This is a genomic window from Burkholderia sp. MSMB1498 (assembly GCF_001526245.1).
GTDB classification, from domain to species: Bacteria; Pseudomonadota; Gammaproteobacteria; order Burkholderiales; family Burkholderiaceae; genus Burkholderia; species Burkholderia savannae.
In genome coordinates this window covers 1-19,877 of record NZ_LOYJ01000002.1, presented here as the reverse complement: position 1 = coordinate 19,877, position 19,877 = coordinate 1, and the positions used below count along the sequence as shown (strand labels likewise).

Sequence of the window (19,877 nt, the reverse complement as noted above, 5' to 3'; positions counted from 1 at the left end):
GAATTCAATCTGCATCGCGCGCGGGCACGAGGATTTCGCGATTCCCGCTCGACGACATCGCCGACACGAGCCCGGACTGCTCCATCTGCTCGAGCAGGCGCGCCGCGCGGTTGTAGCCGATCCGCAGATGGCGCTGCACGAGCGAGATCGATGCGCGCCGGTTCTTGATGACGACCTCGACCGCCTGGTCGTACAACGGATCAGACTCGCCGTTCGCATCGCCCGTTCCCGCGCCCGAGCCTTCGTCGCCGTCCGCCGTGCCGCCTTCGAGGAGCCCCTCGACGTAATTCGGCTCGCCGTGCTCCTTCAGCTTCTCGACGACGCGATGCACCTCGTCGTCCGACACGAACGCGCCGTGCACGCGCACGGGCAGCCCGGTGCCGGGCGGCAGGTACAGCATGTCGCCCTGGCCGAGCAGCGACTCCGCGCCCATCTGGTCGAGAATCGTGCGCGAATCGATCTTCGACGACACCTGGAACGCGATCCGCGTCGGCACGTTCGCCTTGATGAGGCCCGTGATCACGTCGACCGACGGGCGCTGCGTCGCGAGGATCAGGTGAATGCCCGCCGCGCGCGCCTTCTGCGCGATCCGCGCGATCAACTCCTCGACCTTCTTGCCGACGACCATCATCAGATCGGCCAGCTCGTCGATCACGACGACGATGTTCGGCAGCCGGCCGAGCGGCTCCGGATCGTCCGGCGTCAGGCTGAACGGATTCGGGATCTTCTCCTCGCGCTTCTTCGCGTCTTCGATCTTGTTGTTGTAGCCCGCGAGATTGCGCACGCCGAGCTTGCTCATCAGCTTGTAGCGGCGCTCCATCTCGGCGACCGTCCAGTTGAGCGCGTGGCCCGCCTGGCGCATGTCGGTGACGACCGGGCACAGCAGATGCGGAATGCCTTCGTAGACGCTCATTTCGAGCATCTTCGGATCGATCAGGATGACGCGCACCTGCTCGGCGCTCGCCTTGTAGAGCAGCGACAGGATCATCGCGTTGATCCCAACCGATTTGCCCGAGCCCGTCGTGCCGGCCACGAGCAGGTGCGGCATTTTTGCCAGGTCCGCGCAAACCGGCTTGCCGCCGATGTCCTTGCCGAGGCCGAGCGTGAGCATCGACGGCGCGTCCGCGTAGACTTCCGAGCCGAGGATCTCTGACAGGCGCACGGTCTGCCGGCGCTGGTTCGGCAGCTCGAGCGCCATGTAGTTCTTGCCGGGGATCGTCTCGACGAGGCGAATCGACACGAGCGACAGCGCGCGCGCGAGATCCTTCGACAGATTGACGATCTGGCTGCCCTTCACGCCCGTCGCGGGCTCGATCTCGTAGCGCGTGACGACGGGGCCCGGGTACGCGGCGACGACGCTCACCTCGACGCCGAAATCCTTCAGCTTCTTCTCGATCAGGCGCGACGTGAATTCGAGCGTGTCGGCGGAGATCGTCTCCTGCGACGTCGGCGCGGGATCGAGCAGCGAGATCGCGGGCAGCGTCGAGTCGCCCGGCAGATCGGTGAAGAGCGGCTGCTGACGCTCCTTCTCCGCGCGCTCGGACTTCGCCGGCGTGACGACGGGCGGCACGATCGTGACGGGCTCGTGCTCCTCGATGCGCACGCGCTCCTCCTCGACCTTGCCTTCGCGCTTGACGGCCGCGGCCTCGCCGAGCCTGCGGTCGCGCTCGGCCTCGCGGCGCAGCTTCGCGAGCGTGAACGCGTTGATGATCGCGTCGCCGACGCGCTCGGCGACCGACAGCCAGGAAAAGCGGAAATACAGCGACAGCCCGATCGCGAGCGCGATCAGCAGCGCGAGCGTGCCGCCCGTGAAGCCGAACGCGTGCGACACGCCGCGCGCGAGCGCCTCGCCGACGACGCCGCCCGGCGCGCGCGGCAGTTGCACTTTCAGCGACCACATCCGCAGCGCCTCGATGCCGTCGCTCGCGAGCAGCACGAGAACGAACGCGAAGCCCTCGGCGAGCCAGCCCGCCGGCCGTGCCGGCTCGTCCGGCAGCGTGTCGTGGCGGGTGATCCGCCGATAATTCGCGGCGACGCGCCGCCCGAGCAGCACGATGAGCCAATACGCGGAGAGGCCGAAGAGCAGCAGCATGATGTCGGCCGTCCACGCGCCGACCCTCCCTGCCCAATTCGCGATGTGGTCGACCTGCGCGGCGTGGGTCCAGCTCGGGTCGCGCCGGCTGTAGCTCAGGAGCGCCATCAGCAGGAACGCGAGCAGCGCGACCTGGAGAATCCAGCGGATCTCGGTCAGTAGGCGCGACATGCGATGCGGCAGCGCTTGGGCCTGAGCGGTGTAAGGTGCTTTTGCCATGAATCCGTCAAGATGGCGATGAGGCGGCCTGCGCGCGGCAGGACGGCCGATCGTTCGATCCGATCTATTGTAAACGCTGCGCCGCCGCGCCAAGTGTAAATGACGGTAACGCCCCGCCGACTCGCGCCGGGAATGTGCACGCGTTACCACAGTTGGCGCCGCGCGAAGCTATCGCGTCGATTGAAAAGTCCATTCGGCAGCGCAGCAGACAGCCCTTTATAATGCGAGCTTTGCACCCATCTGCGACGGTATCCCGCTCGCAACGGGCCGCCCGGCAGCGTCATCCGCCCGGCCGGCCGCTTTTTACGGATCCTGCACATGTCCACGCCCAAACACGCGAAAGTCCTGATTCTCGGTTCCGGCCCCGCCGGCTACACGGCGGCCGTCTACGCGGCCCGCGCGAACCTGTCGCCCCTCCTGATCACGGGCATCGCGCAAGGCGGCCAGTTGATGACGACGACCGACGTCGAAAACTGGCCGGCCGATCCGGACGGCGTGCAGGGCCCCGAGCTGATGCAGCGCTTTCTCGCGCACGCGGAGCGCTTCAACACCGAAATCGTGTTCGACCACATCCACACCGCGAAGCTGCACGAGAAGCCGATCCGCCTCGTCGGCGACGCGGGCGAATACACGTGCGACGCGCTCGTCATCTCGACGGGCGCATCCGCGCAGTATCTCGGCCTGGCGTCGGAAGAAGCGTTCATGGGCAAGGGCGTATCGGCCTGCGCGACCTGCGACGGCTTCTTCTATCGCGGCCAGAACGTCGCGGTCGTCGGCGGCGGCAACACGGCCGTCGAGGAAGCGCTCTACCTGACGGGCATCGCGAAGAAGGTCACGGTGATCCACCGCCGCGACAAGTTCCGCGCGGAGCCGATCCTCGTCGACCGCCTGCTGGAGAAGGAAAAGGAAGGCGTCGTCGAGATCAAGTGGGACCACGTGCTCGACGAAGTGACGGGCGACGATTCCGGCGTGTCGGGCGTGCGCGTCAAGCACGTGAAGACGGGCGCGACCGAGGATGTCGCGGTGCAGGGCCTCTTCGTCGCGATCGGCCACAAGCCGAACACCGACATCTTCAAGGGCCAGCTCGAGATGAAGGACGGCTACATCATCACGAACAGCGGCCTGTCGGGCAACGCGACGGGTACGAGCGTGCCGGGCGTGTTCGCGGCGGGCGACGTGCAGGACCACATCTACCGCCAGGCGATCACGAGCGCGGGCACGGGCTGCATGGCGGCGCTCGACGCGCAGCGCTATCTCGAAAGCCTGCACGACCGCAAGTAAGCGCGCCGCGCGGGCGCTACAATGGCGTCTCGCCGCGCGCCGCCTGCCGGGTCCGACACACCGCAGCCGCTGTGCATCGCGCAGCGGCTTTTTCTTTTTCATGTCCGTCGGGCGAATCCGCAGCGTCGGCGCGCCCGCCCTTCCCCGCATTCGATTCATCATGGCGAAGAACCAGCCTCACCCGAGCGACCCCGCGAAGCGGCAAGCCGCCGCACGGGCGGTCGAACCGGCGCCCGCGCCCGCGAGCCCGCCACCGTCGCCCGCCGCGCTGCGCGGCCAGGGCCTCACCGGGCTCGGCGCGCTGCGCGCGTCGCTCGCCGGCGAATCCGAGCGCCGCGCGCGCGAAGCGGCACAGGCGAAGCAGGCGGCCCGCCAGGCCAACGCCGACGCCGATCTGTTTCGCCGCGAGATCGGCGAGATCAAGCCGCTCGCCGCGCCGCCGCGCGCCGCGAGCGGCCGTCCGGTGCCCGAGCCCGTGCCGAAGCACACGCAGCAGGACGAGGAGGCGGTGCTGTCCGAGACTTTGTCCGACGAATTCGATCCCGAGACGCTGCTCGACACCGACGAGACGCTGTACTACCACCGCCCCGGCGTGAGCCAAGACGTCGTGCGCAAGCTCAGAAGCGGCGCATGGATCGTCCAGGCGCAGCTCGACCTGCACGGGATGCGGCGCGACGAGGCGCGCGAGGCGCTCGCCGAATTCATCCGCGACGCGGGCAAGAAAGGCCTGCGCTGCGTGCGCGTGATTCACGGCAAGGGGCTCGGCTCGGTCGGCAAGGAGCCGGTGCTCAAGGGCAAGGTGCGCGCGTGGCTCGTGCAGAAGGACGAGGTGATCGCGTTCTGCCAGGCGCGCGGCCACGACGGCGGCGCGGGCGCCGTCCTCGTGCTATTGCAGCCGGCCTAAGCGCGAAACCAAGACGGGCGGCAGCGTGCATCCCAGGCTCGCGCTCGCGATCGCCGTCCTCGAGGCGATCGCGACGCTCGCGTTCGCGATCTCCGGCTTCGTCGAGGCGCGCAAGAACCGGCTCGACTCGGTCGGCACGTTCGTCGTCGCGCTCGCGACCGCGTTCGGCGGCGGCACGATGCGCGACGTGCTGCTCGAGCGGCGCCCGTTCTATTGGGTCGAGCACCAGGGCTACATGATCGCGATCTTCGGCCTGTCGCTCGCCGCGCCGCTCGTGCTCAGGATGGCGTCGCGGCTGTCCGCCGAGCGGCTGCTGCTCGTCGCTGACGCGGTCGGCCTCGGAATCTTCAGCATCTCCGGCACGTCGATCGCGCTCGACGCGCAGATGCCGTGGTTCGTCGCCGCGATGATGGGCGTGACGACGGGCGTGCTCGGCGGGATCATCCGCGACGTGCTGTGCAACGACATTCCGCTGATCCTGCGCGATTCGCGGCCGTACGCGACCTGCGCGTTCGCCGGCTGCTTGATCTACCTGCTGCTCGTGTGGCTGCAATTCGATTCCGTCTACAGCGTGCTCGCGGCGACGGCCTTCATCCTCGTCGCGCGGCTCGTCACGTACAAGCTCGACATCCGGCTGCCGCACTAGCGGCGCTCGCTGCGCTCGCGGCGTGCGACGCAGGCGAAAAAAAGGCGGCCCGTGCCGGCACGTCCGCCCTTCTCTTCCCCGCTCCCTTGCCGTCTCACCGCCGCTCGGGTTTCGCCCGCGATCGGCGCGGCGATCGAGCCGCGCACGCGTCGCGCGTGCGGCGCCGTCATCCGACGCCGCAGCCCGCGCGCGCGGAATCACGCGATCCGCGCCTCCGTCGACGGATCGAACAACACCGCCTTCGACACGTCGAACAACAGCGACAGCTTCTGCTGCGGCCTCGGATCGGCGGCCGGGTGCACGCGGCTCACGATCCGCTTGCCGTTGACCTGCGCGAACACGTGCGTGTCGGGGCCCGTCGGCTCGGTCACGTCGACGGTCACGTCGACGGGCTGCAGGCGCGAGCTCTCGCCGTTGTGCGCGCTCCGCGCATCGGTGATGCGCTCCGGCCGCAGGCCGAGGATCACGTCGCGGCCGACGTGCCCGTTCATCCGCTTCGCGTCGAACGGCAGGTTCAGCACGCCGCGCATCGCGCCCGTGTCGAGCTCGATGCCCACGCCGCTGCCCTGCTCGACGAGCTTGCCGTTGATGAAGTTCATCGGCGGCGCGCCGATGAAACCCGCGACGAACAGGTTCGACGGCGAATCGTAGATGTCCTGCGGCGCGCCGAACTGCTGGACGACGCCGTCCTTCATCACCGCGATCCGGTCGCCCAGCGTCATCGCCTCGATCTGGTCGTGCGTCACGTAGACGATCGTCGTGCCGAGGCGCTGGTGCAACAGCTTGATCTCGGCGCGCATCTCGATGCGCAGCTTCGCGTCGAGGTTGGAGAGCGGCTCGTCGAACAGGAACAGCGCCGGATCGCGCGCGAGCGCGCGGCCCATCGCGACGCGCTGCCGCTGGCCGCCCGACAGCTGCCCCGGCTTGCGATCGAGCAGGTGCTCGATCTGCAGCATCGCGGCGACGCGATCGACAATCTGCTTCTGCTCGCCCTTCGGCACCTTGCGGATGTTCAGGCCGAACGAGATGTTCTCGCGCACCGTCATCGACGGATAGAGCGCGTACGACTGGAACACCATCGCGATGTCGCGATCCTTCGGCGACAGGTCGTTGACGACCTTCTCGCCGATCCGGATCTCGCCCTTCGTCACGGTCTCGAGGCCCGCGATCATGTTGAGGAGCGTCGATTTCCCGCAGCCCGAACCGCCGACGAGAATCAGGAACTGGCCGTCCTCGATGTCGATGTCGACACCCTTCAGGACAGGCACGCCGTTCGGGTAGGTCTTGTACACGTCGCGGATGGAAAGGCTTGCCATGCTGTGAATCCTCTGTCTTCAGTGCGGCGCGCGTGCGCCGCGTCGTGTCTCGTATGTCTCGTATCGTTGCGCCGCGCGCGGCGCCCGCCCGTTCGCGTCGTTCGTGCCGAGCTCAGCCCTTCACCGCGCCCGCCGTCAGGCCGCGCACGAAGTAACGCCCGGCGATCACGTAGACGACGAGCGTCGGCAGCGCGGCGATGATCGCGCCCGCCATGTCGACGTTGTACTCCTTCACGCCCGTCGACGTGTTGACGAGGTTGTTCAGCGCGACCGTGATCGGCATCGAATCGACGCCGGAAAACACGATCCCGAACAGGAAGTCGTTCCAGATCTGCGTGAACTGCCAGATCAGGCACACCATGAAGATCGGCAGCGACACCGGCAGCAGGATCTTCGTGAAGATCGTGAAGAAGCCCGCGCCGTCGATGCGCGCCGCCTTCACGAGTTCCGCCGGCACGCTCACGTAGAAGTTGCGGAAGAACATCGTCGTGAACGCGATCCCGTACACGACGTGCACGAACACGAGGCCCGCAATCGTGTTGGCCATTCCGAAGAAGCCCTGCACGCGCGCCATCGGCAGCAGGATCACCTGGAACGGGATGAAGCAGCCGACGAGCAGCATCGTGAAGAGCGCATCCGCGCCGCGAAAGCGCCAGTGCGTGAGCACGTAGCCGTTGAACGCGCCGATCAGCGACGAGATCAGCACCGCCGGAATCACCATCTTGATCGAGTTGAAGAAGAACGGCTTCATCCCGTCGCAGCGCACGCCGGTGCACGCCTCGCTCCACGCCTTCGCCCACGGCGCGACCGTCCAGTTCGACGGCGGCGTCAGCAGGTTGCCCGTGCGCAACTGGTCGAGATCCTTGAACGACGTCGACAGCATCACGTAGATCGGGAACAGGAAGTACAACGCGAACAGGATCAACGCCGCGTAAATGACTGCCCGACTGAGGGTCATCTTAGGCTGCATTGCGGGTGCTCCTCGATTCCAGATACATGAGCGGCACGAGCACCGCGACGACGGTGGCGAGCATCATCACCGACGACGCCGCGCCGACGCCGAGTTGCCCGCGGTTGAACGAATACGTGTACATGAACATCGCGGGCAGCGACGACGACGTGCCCGGCCCGCCCGCCGTCAGCGCGACGACGAGGTCGAAGGTCTTGATCGTGATGTGGCAGAGGATCAGCAGCACCGAGAAGAACACCGGGCGCATGCTCGGAATCACGATTCTGCGGTAAATCGTGGGCAGCGTCGCGCCGTCGACCTGCGCGGCCTTGAAGATTTCGCTGTCGACGCCGCGCAGGCCGGCGAGGAAGAGCGCCATCACGAAACCCGTCGACTGCCACACGGCCGCGATCACGACGCAGAAGATCGCCTTGTCCGGATCGTCGAGCCAGCCGAACGAGAAATTCGTCCAGCCCCAGTCGTGCATCACCTTCTCGAGGCCCAGGCCCGGATTCAGTATCCACTGCCAGGCCGTGCCCGTGACGATGAACGACAGCGCCATCGGATACAGGAACACCGCGCGCAGCGCGCCTTCGTTGCGGATCTTCTGGTCGAGCAGGATCGCGAGAAAGAGCCCGAGCACGACGCAGATCGCGACGAACGGGATGCCGAACCAGCCGAGATTCGCGGCCGACGTCCACCAGACGTCGTTCTGGAACAGGTCCGAATAGCGGCCGAAGCCGTCGAAATCGTAGTTCGGCAACAGCCGGGAATTCGTCAGCGACAGATAGCCGGTGACGACGATGAAGCCGTAGATGAAAACCAAGGCGATCGCGATGCTGGGCGCGAGCACCAGTTTCGGAATCCAGCGGTCGGCGAACGCCGACAGCGGCGACGTGCGGTGCGCGGCAGCCGCGCTGGTTCCGTTTCCGCTAAGAGGGGCAGCCACGTGTTTCGACTCCTGGGACGAGATCGCCGCGCGCGGGCACGAAGCCGGCGCGGGCGGCGGGTACGGCGCGGGCCGGCTCGCGGCCCGTTTGCTGCGGATGCAGCACGCAGCGCCCGGCGCGACGATGCGCGAATCCGGGCGCTCGCGCCGTGCGTTACTTCACCTTCGCGGCTCGCGCGAGCGCGGCGACCGCGCTCTTCGAGTCCTGCTGCGAGTTCATGAACTTCGTCACGACGTCGGTGATCGCGCCCGCCGTCGCGTCGCTCTGCGCCATGCCGTGCGCGAGCGACGGCACGTAGCCGCCGGCCTTGATCGCCGTCTGCTCATCAGCGTAGGACTTCTTCGCGCAATCGTCGAACTTGTCCATCTTCACGCCGAGACGCACGGGGATCGAGCCTTTCAGCAAGCTGAACTGCTCCTGGAACGCGGGCGTCATGATCGTCTTCGCGAGCGCGATCTGGCCGGGCGTCGCCGCCTTCTGGCCCTTCTGCTGGAAGAACACGAACGAGTCGACGTTGAACGTGTACGCATTCGCCGTGCCCGGCACCGCCGCGCAGATGTAATCCTTGCCCGACTTCTTGCCGGCCGCCTCGAACTCGCCCTTCGCCCAGTCGCCCATGAACTGCATGCCGGCGCGGCCGTTGATGACCATCGCGGTCGCGAGGTTCCAGTCGCGGCCGTTGCGGCCGGAGTCGAAGTAGCCCTGGATCTTGCGGACCGTGTTGAAGACTTCGAGCATCTTGTCGGACGTGAGCGTCTTCTGGTCGAGGTCGACGAGCGCCTTCTTGTAGAAGTCGGCGCCTTGCGACAGCACGACGTCTTCCCACAGCGTCAGGTCCTGCCACGGCTGGCCGCCCATCGCGACCGGCTGGATGCCCGCCGCCTTCAGCTTGTCGGCCACCTGGAAGAATTCGGGCCACGTCGCGGGCGGCTTCGCGCCGATCTTGTCGAGCGCGGCCTTGTTGATGTAGAGCCAGTTCACGCGGTGCACCGAGAACGGCGCCGCGACGGTGTTGCCCTTGTACTTGATGATCTTGTCGATCTCGGGCGGCAGGTTCTGCTTCCAGTCGCCCGCGGCCGCGTCGATGTTCACGAGCACGCCCTGGTCCGCCCAATCCTGGATGAGCGGCCCCTTGATCTGCGCGGCCGACGGCGCGTCGCCGCTGATGACCTTGGTCTTCAGCGCGGTCATCGCCGCGGCGCCCGCGCCGCCCGCGACCGCGAAATCCTTCCACACGTAGCCCTGCTTCTGCAGGTCGTCCTTCAGCACGCCGACGGCCTTCGATTCGCCGCCCGACGTCCACCAGTGCAGCACCGTGACATTCTCTGCCGCTTGCGCCGCGGCGGCGCCGAACAACAGGCCTGCGGCGCCGAGCGCGCCCATGATCGCGCGAATTTTCATCAGTTATCTCCTCCAGATTTGGATCGATTCGTCAGGCTTTCGACTACGCGGATACGCGAAAGCCGGCTTTGCTACGGAACGACACGGGAAATCGAGCCGCGAACGACGCATGATCGATGCGTTCGGGCCGATGCCGGCCGCGGGCTCTTAGGAACTGAGTGACTCGAAATTCAACGACCGTCTCCTCTTTGGGCTAACCGGTTCCGCCGCCTCGCGGCTCGAACCCGGGGCAGCGACGCCGCGCGAACATGCGCTTCATCAATGTCCGATAACATTTGCCGCGTGCGGCGCGCGCGCCGCACGGCCCGCCCGAAGACCGCGCCTCTTCATGCCGTGCGCTTCTTTTCTTCGTTCGGGTGCTACCCCTTGCGGCGGATTGTAGTTAAACTACAATTCAGTGTCAAAAATATTTTTATCGCACTACGGCCCGCGTCGCGGGCATCCCCAAACGGCGGAGACACATGCATACCGATTCGAGCTTCACCTTCGTTCTCTTCGGCGGCACCGGCGATCTGTCGATGCGCAAGATCCTCCCCGCGCTCTTCGAGGCTCACCGCGCGAACATGCTGTCGGAGGCCGGCAGGATCGTCGCCGTGGCCCGCCATGCGGCCGACCGCGACGGCTACCTGCAGTGGATCGACGAGCACGTGAAGCCGCATGCGGCGAAGGCGGCGGGCGGCGCGTTCGACGCAGCGGTCTGGCAGAGCTTTCTCGAGCGCATCGTCTACGTGAAGCTCGACCTCGGCCGCGCGGAGGACTACACGCTGCTGCGCGACACGGTCGGACGCTTGTCCGGCATCCGCGTGTTCTACCTCGCGACCGGCCCGTCGCTCTTCGTGCCGATCTGCAAGGCGCTCGCCGCCGTGGGCCTGAACGAAGGCGCGCGGATCGTGCTCGAGAAGCCGCTCGGCTATGACCTGCGCTCGTCGAACGCGATCAACGACGCGGTCGGCGAGATCTTCGCCGAAGACCAGATCTACCGGATCGACCACTATCTCGGCAAGGAGCCGGTGCAGAACCTGCTCGCGCTGCGCTTCGGCAACGCGCTGTTCGAGCCGCTGTGGCGCCGCGAGTGGGTCGAGAGCATCCAGATCACGATCGCCGAGGAGCTCGGCGTCGAGGCGCGCGGCGATTTCTACGACAATACGGGCGCGCTGCGCGACATGGTGCAGAACCACCTGCTGCAGTTGCTGTCGATCGTCGCGATGGAGCCGCCGCACTCGATGGATTCCGATTCGGTGCGCGACGAGAAGCTGCGCGTGCTGCGCGCGTTGAAGCCCGTCGATCCGCGCGACATCGGCAAGGTCGCCGTGCGCGGCCAGTATCACGCGGGCGTGATCAGGGGCGCGCAGGTGCCCGCGTACGCGACCGAGCCGGGCGTGAAGCCCGAGAGCCCGACCGAGACGTTCGTCGCGCTGAAGGTCGAGATCGAGAACTGGCGCTGGGCCGGCGTGCCGTTCTTCCTGCGCACCGGCAAGCGCCTCGCCGACCGCGTCGCGGAAATCGTCGTCAACTTCCGGCCGGTGCCGCACTCGGCGCTTGGGCCCACCGCGCTGCGCGCGGGCGCGAACCGCCTCGTGATCCGGCTGCAGCCGAACGAGTCGATTCGACTGTACTGCCTCGCGAAGCAGCCAGGCGAAGGGATGAACCTCGCGAGCGTGCACCTCGATCTCGCATTCGATCAGTTCTTCAAGGAAGGCCAGATGGAGGCGTACCAGCGCCTGCTGCTCGACGTGATCAACGGCCGGCTCGCGCTCTTCGTGCGCCGCGACGAGCAGGAAGCCGCGTGGCGCTGGGTCGAGCCTATCCTGAACGAATGGGCGCGCTCGGCGAAACCGCCGAAGCCGTACGCAGCCGGCACCTGGGGCCCCGCCGCCGCGAGCGCGATGCTCGCGCAGCACGGCACCTGCTGGCTCGAAGAAGAAAACTGACGTAACGCGGCGCGCGTGCGGCCTTCGCCCGCGCGCCGCCCGACGGTTCCCACCGAATTCATTCAATTCAATAAAAGCAGTCTGGAGGAGAAGTGATCGAGGTTCACGCTTTCGAAACCCCGCGCGCGCAATCCGAAGCGCTCGCGCAAGCGGTCGGTGAGGCGCTCGCGGCGTCGCTCGCGCGCAGCGCGCGCGCGACGCTCGCCGTGTCGGGCGGCACGAGCCCGCGGCCGTTCCTGCAAACGCTGTCGGGCGCCGCGCTCGACTGGCCGCGGATCGACGTGACGCTCGTCGACGACCGCTGGGTGCCCGACACCGACGACGCGAGCAACGCGAAGCTCGTGCGCGAGACGCTGCTGCGCAACGCGGCCGCGCAAGCGCGCTTCGCGCCGCTCGTCGACGTGCGCGAGTCGCTCGACTCGCAGATCGCGGCGCTCAACCAGAGCCCCGCGCACCCCCTGCCCGACGTCGCCGTGCTCGGCATGGGCGAGGACGGCCACACCGCGTCGATCTTCGCGGACGCGCCCGAATGGGACCGCGCGATCGCGACGGCCGAGCGCTTCGTCGCCGTCCACCCCGGCGCCGCGCCGCACGCGCGCGTGAGCCTGTCGCTCGATGCGTTGAAGCGCATCGAGCGCCTGTTCCTGCTGATCGCGGGAAGCCGCAAGCGCGAGGTGCTGGAGGCGGCCGCGGCCGCGCCGCAAAAGAACGCGATTTCGCAACTGGCCAACGACAAGGGGACGAAGCTCGATGTCTACTGGTGCGCAAACTAAGGCCGCCGCCGCGGCCCAGCACGCCGACGGGCCGCGCCTACTGGCCGACGTCGGCGGCACGAACGCGCGCTTCGCGCTCGAGACGGGCCCGGGCGACATCACGCAGATCCGCGTATACCCGGGCGCCGACTATCCGACGCTCACCGACGCGATCCGCAGGTATCTGAAGGACGTGAAGATCGGCCGCGTGAATCACGCGGCGATCGCGATCGCGAACCCCGTCGACGGCGATCAGGTCCGGATGACGAATCACAACTGGAGCTTCTCGATCGAGGCGACGCGCCGCGCGCTCGGCTTCGACACGCTGCTCGTCGTCAACGACTTCACCGCGCTCGCGATGGCGCTGCCCGGCCTGACCGACGCGCAGCGCGTGCAGATCGGCGGCGGCGCGCGCCGGCAGAACAGCGTGATCGGCCTGATGGGGCCGGGCACGGGGCTCGGCGTGTCCGGGCTCATCCCCGCCGACGACCGCTGGATCGCGCTCGGCAGCGAAGGCGGCCACGCGACGTTCGCGCCGATGGACGAGCGCGAGGATCTGGTGCTGCAGTACGCGCGCCGCAAGTATCCGCATGTTTCGTTCGAGCGCGTGTGCGCGGGCCCGGGCATGGAGATCATCTACCGCGCGCTCGCCACGCGCGACAAGAAGCGGGTGGCCGCGAACGTCGACACGGCCGACATCGTCGAGCGCGCGCACGCGGGCGACGCGCTCGCGCTCGAGGCGGTCGAGTGCTTCTGCGGAATTCTCGGCACGTTCGCCGGCAATCTCGCGGTGACGCTCGGCGCGCTCGGCGGCATCTACATCGGCGGCGGCGTCGTGCCGAAGCTGGGCGAGCTGTTCCTGCGCTCGTCGTTCCGCGCGCGCTTCGAGGCGAAGGGCCGCTTCGAGGCATATCTCGCGAACATCCCGACCTATCTCATCACCGCCGAGTATCCGGCGTTCCTCGGCGTGTCGGCGATTCTCGCCGAGCAGTTGTCGAACCGCACGGGCGGCGCGTCGTCGGCCGTGTTCGAACGAATCCGCCAGATGCGCGATGCGTTGACGCCCGCCGAGCGGCGCGTCGCCGATCTCGCGCTCAACCATCCGCGCTCGATCATCAACGATCCGATCGTCGACATCGCGCGCAAGGCCGACGTGAGCCAGCCGACGGTGATCCGCTTCTGCCGCTCGCTCGGCTGCCAGGGGCTGTCGGACTTCAAGCTGAAGCTCGCGACGGGCTTGACGGGCACGATCCCGATGAGCCACAGCCAGGTGCATCTCGGCGACACCGCCACCGACTTCGGCGCGAAGGTGCTCGACAACACGGTGTCGGCGATCCTTCAGTTGCGCGAACACTTGAACTTCGAGCACGTCGAGCAGGCGATCGACATCCTGAACAACGCGCGGCGCATCGAGTTCTACGGGCTCGGCAATTCGAACATCGTCGCGCAGGATGCGCACTACAAGTTCTTCCGCTTCGGCATCCCGACGATCGCTTACGGCGACCTGTACATGCAGGCGGCGTCGGCGGCGCTTCTCGGCAAGGGCGACGTGATCGTCGCGGTGTCGAAGTCGGGCCGCGCGCCGGAGCTTCTGCGCGTGCTCGACGTCGCGATGCAGGCGGGCGCGAAGGTGATCGCGATCACGTCGAGCAACACGCCGCTCGCGAAACGCGCGACGGTCGCGCTCGAAACCGATCACATCGAGATGCGCGAATCGCAGCTGTCGATGATCTCGCGGATTCTGCATCTCGTGATGATCGACATCCTCGCGGTCGGCGTCGCGATTCGCCGCGCCGCGCCGAACGCGGAGCTCGCCGAAGCGATGGCGCGCGCGAAGGCGCGCGCGGGCGCGAGCGCGGACGACGAGGCCGCCGACGTGCTCGACTGGCTGAGCCACGGCGCGGCGCCCGCGGCGAAGGACTGACGAGAGCATTCAACGCGCGCCGCGCCTCGCGGATCGCCGCAAGCCGGAGCCTTCGGGCTCCGGCTTTTTTTTGGTTGCGCGGCCCGGAACCGACGGGCAACGCGTCGACTCGGCTTCCCCACGATTGCACCCGGTTGCGCCGACAGCGGAGCACTTGCGCAACCCACGCGAACGATAGAAGAACTTTCCACGCGGCCGTGTAAATCCGGGATTCTTTGGAAACATTTTCCATTTTGACAAAACTATGCTTGCCTTCACTCGGCACGCATTCGTCACTGCCGTCCGCACCGATGCCGCACGAATCCGCGCGGGCGGCGAACGCCGTCGATGCGACGACGCAGCCGTAAAATCACTCGCTCAGTTTTGTCCCACGGAGATTGAAGATGAAGGCATTCAAACCGATGTTCACGTCAGCACTCGCCGCCGCGCTGTTCGGCATCGCTGCCGCTTCCGCGCACGCAGCCGACCTGCTCGACAGCGTCAAGCAGGCCGGCGTGCTCAAGATCGCGCTCGAAGGCACTTACCCCCCGTTCGACTACCGCAACAGCGACGGCCAGCTCGAAGGTTTCGACGTCGACGTCGCGAAGGAAGTCGCCGCGCGGCTCGGCGTGAAACCGCAATTCATCACGACCGAATGGAGCGGAATTCTCGCCGGCCTGCAGGCGGGCAAGTTCGATGTGATCGTGAACCAGGTCGGCATCACGCCGGCGCGCAAGCAGGCCCTCGACTTCAGCCAGCCGTATGTGTACTCCGCCGCGCAACTGATCCAGCGCGCGGACGACAAGTTCGACTACGGCGCGCCGGGCGCGCTGCAGGGCAAGCGGCTCGGCGTCACGCTCGGCACGAACTTCGCCGATCTCGCGAAGACGCTGCCCGGCGTCGACGTGAAGACGTACCCGGGCGCGCCGGAGAAGCTGCGCGACGTCGCGGCGGGCCGCATCGACGTCAGCATGGACGACCGGCTGATGCTGCCGTACCTGATCAAGAACGCGCACATGCCGCTGCGGCCGGGCGCGACGGTCAAGGGCGGCGAGACGCAGATGGGCATCCCGTTCCGCAAGGGCAATCCGAAGTTCGCGAAGGCGATCGACGACGCGCTCGCCTCGATGCGCAAAGACGGCACGCTCAAGAGGATCTCGGTGCAGTGGTTCGGCGTCGACACGTCGGTCCCCAACGCGCAATAACCGTCACCACCCGCGCGCGTCGGCACGCCCAGGGGCCACCGGCGCGCCCGTAAATGTTTTGGAGTCCAATTCATGGAAGCGTTCGATGTGGTCGTGCACGCCCTCCCCGTGCTCGCGAACGGCGCGATTCTGACGATGAAGTTCGCGCTCGCGTCGATGGTGCTGGGCCTGATCGTCGGCCTCGTCGTCGCGATCGTGCGAATCGGCAACAACCGGATACTGTCCGCCATCGCGCAAGGCTACGTCAGCCTGATGCGCGGCACGCCGCTGCTCGTGCAGATGTTCGTCGTCTACTACGGGCTGCCCGACATCGGCATCTCGCTGGACCCGACTTCGGCCGGCATCTTGACGTTGACGCTCAACGCGGGCGCCTATCTGTCCGAAAGCATGCGCGGCGCGATCCTCGGCATCGGCCGCGGCCAGTGGGCCGCGTCGCACAGCCTCGGCCTCACGCACGTGCAGACGCTGCGCCACGTCGTCTGCCCGCAGGCGCTGCGCCTCGCGGTGCCGAGCCTCGGGAACACGCTGATCAGCCTCATCAAGGACACGTCGCTCGTCTCCGTCATCACCGTGACGGAGTTGCTGCGCTCGACGCAGGAAGCCATCGCATCGACGTTCCAGCCGCTTCCGCTGTATCTCGCGGCCGCGGCCATCTACTGGGTCCTGAGTACGCTGCTGTCGCGGCTCCAGGTGCGCGTCGAAAAGCGCTGCGTGCTACCGTCGGCGCACTGAACATGCGGCGGCCGTCCGGATCGCGGCACGGCCGCGCGTTGCGCAATTCGCAAGGTTTCCGAACATGATTACTCTCGACAACGTATCGAAGTGGTACGGCGCCCATCAAGTCCTCACCGGTTGCAGCGCAACCGTCACGAAAGGCGAAGTGGTCGTCGTCTGCGGGCCGTCCGGCTCGGGCAAGTCGACGCTCATCAAGACGATCAACGGCCTCGAGCCGTTCCAGCGGGGCGATATCATCGTCGACGGCGCGCGCCTTGGCGATCCGTCGATCAAGCTCGCCCAGTTGCGCGCGCGCGTCGGCATGGTGTTTCAGCATTTCGAACTGTTTCCGCACCTGTCCGTGCTCGAGAACCTGACGCTCGCGCAAATCAAGGTGCTGCGCCGCGACCAGGACGAGGCGCGCGACATCGGGCTGCGCCTGCTCGATCGCGTCGGCCTGAAAGCGCATGCGCAGAAGTTTCCCGGCCAGCTGTCGGGCGGGCAGCAGCAACGCGTCGCGATCGCGCGTGCATTGTCGATGAACCCGATAGCGATGCTGTTCGACGAGCCGACATCCGCGCTCGATCCTGAAATGATCAACGAAGTGCTCGACGTGATGGTCGAGCTCGCGCGCGAAGGGATGACCATGATCTGCGTCACGCACGAGATGGGATTCGCACGCAAGGTCGCGAATCGGGTGCTCTTCATGGACAGCGGCGTGATCGTCGAAGACGCGGCGAGCGCGACGTTCTTCAGCACGCCGCGCTCCGAGCGCGCGCGCGACTTTCTCGACAAGATCCTGCACTGACCCGCTTGGCCTGCCGCCGCCCGGCGGCGTCACGACGACCCGACACCTCCACCCGGCATGAACACGACGACGCTTTCAACCAAACTGAACACTTTCGCCCGCCTGAATCTGATCGATGCGGCGACGCCGCTGCAACGGCTGCCGCGCCTGTCGGCGCACGTCGGCCGCGACGTCTACGTGAAGCGCGACGATTGCACGCCGCTCGCGATGGGCGGCAACAAGCTGCGCAAGCTCGAATTCCTCGCCGCGGACGCGCTCCGTCAAAACGCGGACGTGCTCGTGACGGCAGGCGCGATCCAGTCGAATCACGTCCGGCAGACCGCAGCGCTCGCGGCGCAACTCGGCCTCGACTGCGTCGCGTTGCTCGAAAACCCGATCGGGACCGCGCGCGACGATTACCTGCGCAGCGGCAACCGGCTGCTGCTCGATCTGTTCCGTGTGCGCGTGCACGACGTCGACAACCTCGACGACGCCGACCGGCAGCTCGAAGCGGCCGCGCAACGGCTGCGCGACGAAGGACGTCGCCCGTACGTGATTCCGATCGGCGGCTCGAACGCGCTCGGCGCGCTCGGCTACGTGCGCGCGGGGCTGGAACTCGAACAGCAGATCCGCGCCGCGGCGCTCGACTTCTCGGCCGTCGTGCTCGCATCCGGCAGCGCGGGCACGCACGCGGGCCTCTCGTTGGCGCTCGCGCATGCCTTGCCATCGCTGCCCGTGATCGGCGTCACGGTGTCGCGCACCGATGCCGCGCAGCGCCCGAAGGTGCGGCAACTGCTCGACCGGGCGAGCGCATTGCTCGGCGTCGAAACGCCGGCCGAGACGCGCATCGATCTGTGGGACGACTACTTCGCGCCGCGCTACGGCGAGCCCAATCGCGCGGGCAACGACGCAGTCAGGTTGCTCGCGCGAACCGAGGGGCTGCTGCTCGATCCCGTGTACACGGGCAAGGCGATGGCCGGCCTGCTCGACGGCATCGCGCGCGGCCGCATCGAAGGAAACGGCCCGGTGCTGTTCCTGCATACGGGCGGCGCGCCCGCGCTGTTCGCGTATCGCGACGCGTGCGGCGCGAACGCATGACGTCGCGCGAACGCTGAAGCGCCGTCACCCCGCGTTCGCGCACATCGCCGCGCCCGACGGCATCCGGCGCTATCTGTCGTCGCAATACGGCGTCGCGCACGCGTCGTGACCGCGCGACGCCGAACGCGGCCCTTCGTGCCGCGCGGCAACCGGCGCCAGCGGCAACGAAAAGCCGCATGCCGGCGGCGGCGTGCGCAAGCCGCCGGCTTCGCTACGCGACGTCGACGTTGCGGAACCTGCCCTTCACCGGCAGGCCATGCCAGCGCAGCACGAGCATGCGCCCGCCGAGGCACAAGAGGCCCGAGACGCCGATCGTCACGCCCATCGCGAACGGCGTGCCGTCGGCGAGCGCGCCGATCGCGACGCTCGCGAGCGCGCCGAGCGCGAGCTGCATCGCGCCGAACACCGCGGCCGCGGCGCCCGCGTTGTGCGGATAGCGGTGCATCAGGTCGGTCGTGCAATTGGCCGACAGAATCCCGACGACGCCGACGACGAAAAAGAGGCTCGCGACGATCGACCACAATCCGCCCAGCCCCGTCAGCGCGAAGAACGCGACGGCAAGCGACGCCGCGCAGCTCAGCAGCGACGCGCCCGCGATGATCTTCAGCGATCCGACGCGGCCGATGAGGCGCGTGTTCAGGAAGTTGCCGAGCATGATGCCGACGACGTTCAACCCGAACAGCAGCCCGTAATGCTGCGGCGACACGTGGAAGTAATCGATATAGACGAACGGCGTCGCGGTGATGTACGCGAACATCGACGCGAACGCCATTCCGCCGCACAGCATATGGCCCCACGCGACCGGATCGGCGACGATGCGCCCGTATGCGGAGAACGATGCGAGCACGGCCGAGCTCGCGCGCTTCTCGCGCGGCCAGGTCTCGGGCACGCGCAGGAACGCGGCCGTCGCGCAGACCGCGCCGAACAGCGTGAGCACGACGAACACGCCGCGCCAGCCCGAGAAGCGCAGCACCTGCCCGCCGATGAGCGGCGCGAGGAGCGGCCCGATCGCGGTGACGATCGCGACCATCGACAGCACCTTCGCCGCGTCGGCCGGCTCGTGCGCGTCGCGCGCGATCGCGCGCGCGAGCACCGACGCCGCGCCCGCGCCGAACGCTTGCAGGAAGCGCACGACGATCAGCATGTCGATCGACGCGGCGACGAAGCAGCCGACGCTCGCGAGCGTGAAGAGCGCGATGCCGCCGAGCAGCACGGGCCGGCGGCCGTAGGTGTCGGACAGCGGTCCGTAGAGCAGCATGCCGATCGAGAAGCCGGCCATGAAGCTCGTCAGCGTGCGCTGCGCGGCGGCGGCGCTCACGCCGAAGCCGGCCGCGATCGCGGGCAGGCTCGGCAGGTACATGTCGGTGGCGATCGGCCCGCACGCGGCGAGCGCGCCGAGCAACAGGATCAGCCGGCCGTCGGGCCGGCGTCTTGCGACGTGAGGCATTGGAATTCCACGGAAGCGGCCGCCGTGCGCGGGTGGGCGCGCGCGACGGCCAGGCAAGGAGGGCGGCGCCCGGTCGGGCCGCCGCGAGGCTCGATTGTACGCGACCGGTTGCCGGCGTTCTTGATGCAGGGCCGACTGGAGTGGCCGGCGTGATGTCCGGCGCATGGCGGTTTGGCGGTTTGGCGGTTTGGCGGTTTGGCGGTTTGGCGGTTTGGCGGTTTGGCGGTTTGGCGGGTTGGCGGTTTGGCGGTTTGGCGGGTTGGCGGGTTGGCGGGTCGGCGG

Annotated in this window: 16 protein-coding genes; 10 read left to right on the top strand and 6 right to left on the bottom strand. The window is 67.6% G+C overall.

Annotated elements, in window-relative coordinates:
- Positions 1 to 4: 4 nt before the first annotated feature.
- Positions 5 to 2,311: a DNA translocase FtsK gene (locus WS91_RS00230; RefSeq protein ID WP_059669547.1), complete on the bottom strand. Its 2,307-nt coding sequence runs from the start codon at positions 2,309 to 2,311 to the stop codon at positions 5 to 7.
- A 318-nt stretch (positions 2,312 to 2,629) separates the two neighbouring features.
- Here WS91_RS00230 and trxB point away from each other — a divergent pair, with 318 nt between their 5' ends.
- The 3 genes from trxB (at position 2,630) to WS91_RS00215 (ending at position 5,142) form a co-directional block, all read left to right on the top strand.
- A complete protein-coding gene (gene trxB, locus WS91_RS00225; protein WP_038745713.1) occupies positions 2,630 to 3,592 on the top strand; it encodes a thioredoxin-disulfide reductase in 963 nt (320 codons plus the stop codon).
- Between the two features lie 160 nt (positions 3,593 to 3,752).
- Positions 3,753 to 4,496 carry a Smr/MutS family protein gene (locus WS91_RS00220; RefSeq protein WP_038745715.1) on the top strand — a complete coding sequence of 248 codons (744 nt, stop codon included), beginning with the start codon at positions 3,753 to 3,755 and terminating at the stop codon, positions 4,494 to 4,496.
- Positions 4,497 to 4,521: 25 nt separating this feature from the next.
- Positions 4,522 to 5,142, top strand: a complete 621-nt coding sequence (locus WS91_RS00215) for a trimeric intracellular cation channel family protein (protein ID WP_038745717.1) — start codon at positions 4,522 to 4,524, stop codon at positions 5,140 to 5,142.
- Positions 5,143 to 5,339: 197 nt separating this feature from the next.
- On the opposite strand, the gene WS91_RS00210 is transcribed toward WS91_RS00215, so the two are convergent.
- The 4 genes from WS91_RS00210 to WS91_RS00195 form a co-directional block, all read right to left on the bottom strand.
- Complete coding sequence (locus WS91_RS00210; protein WP_038745718.1) at positions 5,340 to 6,458, bottom strand: ABC transporter ATP-binding protein; 1,119 nt, start codon at positions 6,456 to 6,458, stop codon at positions 5,340 to 5,342.
- A gap of 112 nt (positions 6,459 to 6,570) precedes the next feature.
- Positions 6,571 to 7,428 carry a carbohydrate ABC transporter permease gene (locus WS91_RS00205; protein WP_038745720.1) on the bottom strand — a complete coding sequence of 286 codons (858 nt, stop codon included), beginning with the start codon at positions 7,426 to 7,428 and terminating at the stop codon, positions 6,571 to 6,573.
- Positions 7,418 to 8,356, bottom strand: coding sequence for a carbohydrate ABC transporter permease (locus WS91_RS00200; RefSeq protein ID WP_038745722.1), 939 nt, complete (start codon positions 8,354 to 8,356; stop codon positions 7,418 to 7,420). The genes WS91_RS00205 and WS91_RS00200 overlap by 11 nt, the downstream gene beginning before the upstream one ends.
- Positions 8,357 to 8,510: 154 nt before the next feature.
- Complete coding sequence (locus WS91_RS00195; RefSeq protein ID WP_038745724.1) at positions 8,511 to 9,758, bottom strand: ABC transporter substrate-binding protein; 1,248 nt, start codon at positions 9,756 to 9,758, stop codon at positions 8,511 to 8,513.
- A gap of 461 nt (positions 9,759 to 10,219) precedes the next feature.
- Here WS91_RS00195 and zwf point away from each other — a divergent pair, with 461 nt between their 5' ends.
- The 7 genes from zwf (at position 10,220) to WS91_RS00160 (ending at position 18,148) form a co-directional block, all read left to right on the top strand.
- Positions 10,220 to 11,689, top strand: a complete 1,470-nt coding sequence (gene zwf / locus WS91_RS00190) for a glucose-6-phosphate dehydrogenase (protein ID WP_059669546.1) — start codon at positions 10,220 to 10,222, stop codon at positions 11,687 to 11,689.
- A gap of 92 nt (positions 11,690 to 11,781) precedes the next feature.
- On the top strand, positions 11,782 to 12,462 hold the full coding sequence (pgl, locus tag WS91_RS00185) for a 6-phosphogluconolactonase (RefSeq protein WP_059669545.1): 681 nt from the start codon (positions 11,782 to 11,784) through the stop codon (positions 12,460 to 12,462).
- The gene (locus WS91_RS00180) at positions 12,440 to 14,365 is read left to right on the top strand and encodes a bifunctional transcriptional regulator/glucokinase (protein ID WP_038745729.1); all 1,926 of its coding nucleotides are present in this window, start codon (positions 12,440 to 12,442) and stop codon (positions 14,363 to 14,365) included. Before pgl ends, WS91_RS00180 begins: the two co-directional genes overlap by 23 nt.
- Positions 14,366 to 14,748: 383 nt before the next feature.
- A complete protein-coding gene (locus WS91_RS00175; protein ID WP_059669557.1) occupies positions 14,749 to 15,549 on the top strand; it encodes a transporter substrate-binding domain-containing protein in 801 nt (266 codons plus the stop codon).
- Positions 15,550 to 15,621: 72 nt separating this feature from the next.
- A complete protein-coding gene (locus WS91_RS00170; RefSeq protein WP_038745731.1) occupies positions 15,622 to 16,281 on the top strand; it encodes an amino acid ABC transporter permease in 660 nt (219 codons plus the stop codon).
- 64 nt (positions 16,282 to 16,345) lie between these two features.
- Positions 16,346 to 17,071: an amino acid ABC transporter ATP-binding protein gene (locus WS91_RS00165; protein ID WP_038745733.1), complete on the top strand. Its 726-nt coding sequence runs from the start codon at positions 16,346 to 16,348 to the stop codon at positions 17,069 to 17,071.
- 57 nt (positions 17,072 to 17,128) lie between these two features.
- On the top strand, positions 17,129 to 18,148 hold the full coding sequence (locus WS91_RS00160) for a D-cysteine desulfhydrase (RefSeq protein ID WP_059584435.1): 1,020 nt from the start codon (positions 17,129 to 17,131) through the stop codon (positions 18,146 to 18,148).
- Between the two features lie 211 nt (positions 18,149 to 18,359).
- Here the strand turns inward: WS91_RS00160 and WS91_RS00155 are convergent, their stop codons facing one another.
- Complete coding sequence (locus tag WS91_RS00155; protein ID WP_059584434.1) at positions 18,360 to 19,595, bottom strand: Bcr/CflA family multidrug efflux MFS transporter; 1,236 nt, start codon at positions 19,593 to 19,595, stop codon at positions 18,360 to 18,362.
- Positions 19,596 to 19,877: the final 282 nt, after the last annotated feature.

Coding starts and splice junctions, on each gene's coding strand:
- WS91_RS00230 (WP_059669547.1), bottom strand. CDS start 2,311: ATGGCAAAAGCACCTTACACCGCTCAGGCCCAAGCGCTGCCGCATCGC.
- zwf (WP_059669546.1), top strand. CDS start 10,220: ATGCATACCGATTCGAGCTTCACCTTCGTTCTCTTCGGCGGCACCGGC.
- WS91_RS00165 (WP_038745733.1), top strand. CDS start 16,346: ATGATTACTCTCGACAACGTATCGAAGTGGTACGGCGCCCATCAAGTC.
- WS91_RS00175 (WP_059669557.1), top strand. CDS start 14,749: ATGAAGGCATTCAAACCGATGTTCACGTCAGCACTCGCCGCCGCGCTG.
- WS91_RS00155 (WP_059584434.1), bottom strand. CDS start 19,595: ATGCCTCACGTCGCAAGACGCCGGCCCGACGGCCGGCTGATCCTGTTG.
- WS91_RS00160 (WP_059584435.1), top strand. CDS start 17,129: ATGAACACGACGACGCTTTCAACCAAACTGAACACTTTCGCCCGCCTG.
- WS91_RS00195 (WP_038745724.1), bottom strand. CDS start 9,758: ATGAAAATTCGCGCGATCATGGGCGCGCTCGGCGCCGCAGGCCTGTTG.
- WS91_RS00170 (WP_038745731.1), top strand. CDS start 15,622: ATGGAAGCGTTCGATGTGGTCGTGCACGCCCTCCCCGTGCTCGCGAAC.
- trxB (WP_038745713.1), top strand. CDS start 2,630: ATGTCCACGCCCAAACACGCGAAAGTCCTGATTCTCGGTTCCGGCCCC.
- WS91_RS00220 (WP_038745715.1), top strand. CDS start 3,753: ATGGCGAAGAACCAGCCTCACCCGAGCGACCCCGCGAAGCGGCAAGCC.
- WS91_RS00180 (WP_038745729.1), top strand. CDS start 12,440: ATGTCTACTGGTGCGCAAACTAAGGCCGCCGCCGCGGCCCAGCACGCC.
- WS91_RS00210 (WP_038745718.1), bottom strand. CDS start 6,458: ATGGCAAGCCTTTCCATCCGCGACGTGTACAAGACCTACCCGAACGGC.
- WS91_RS00205 (WP_038745720.1), bottom strand. CDS start 7,428: ATGCAGCCTAAGATGACCCTCAGTCGGGCAGTCATTTACGCGGCGTTG.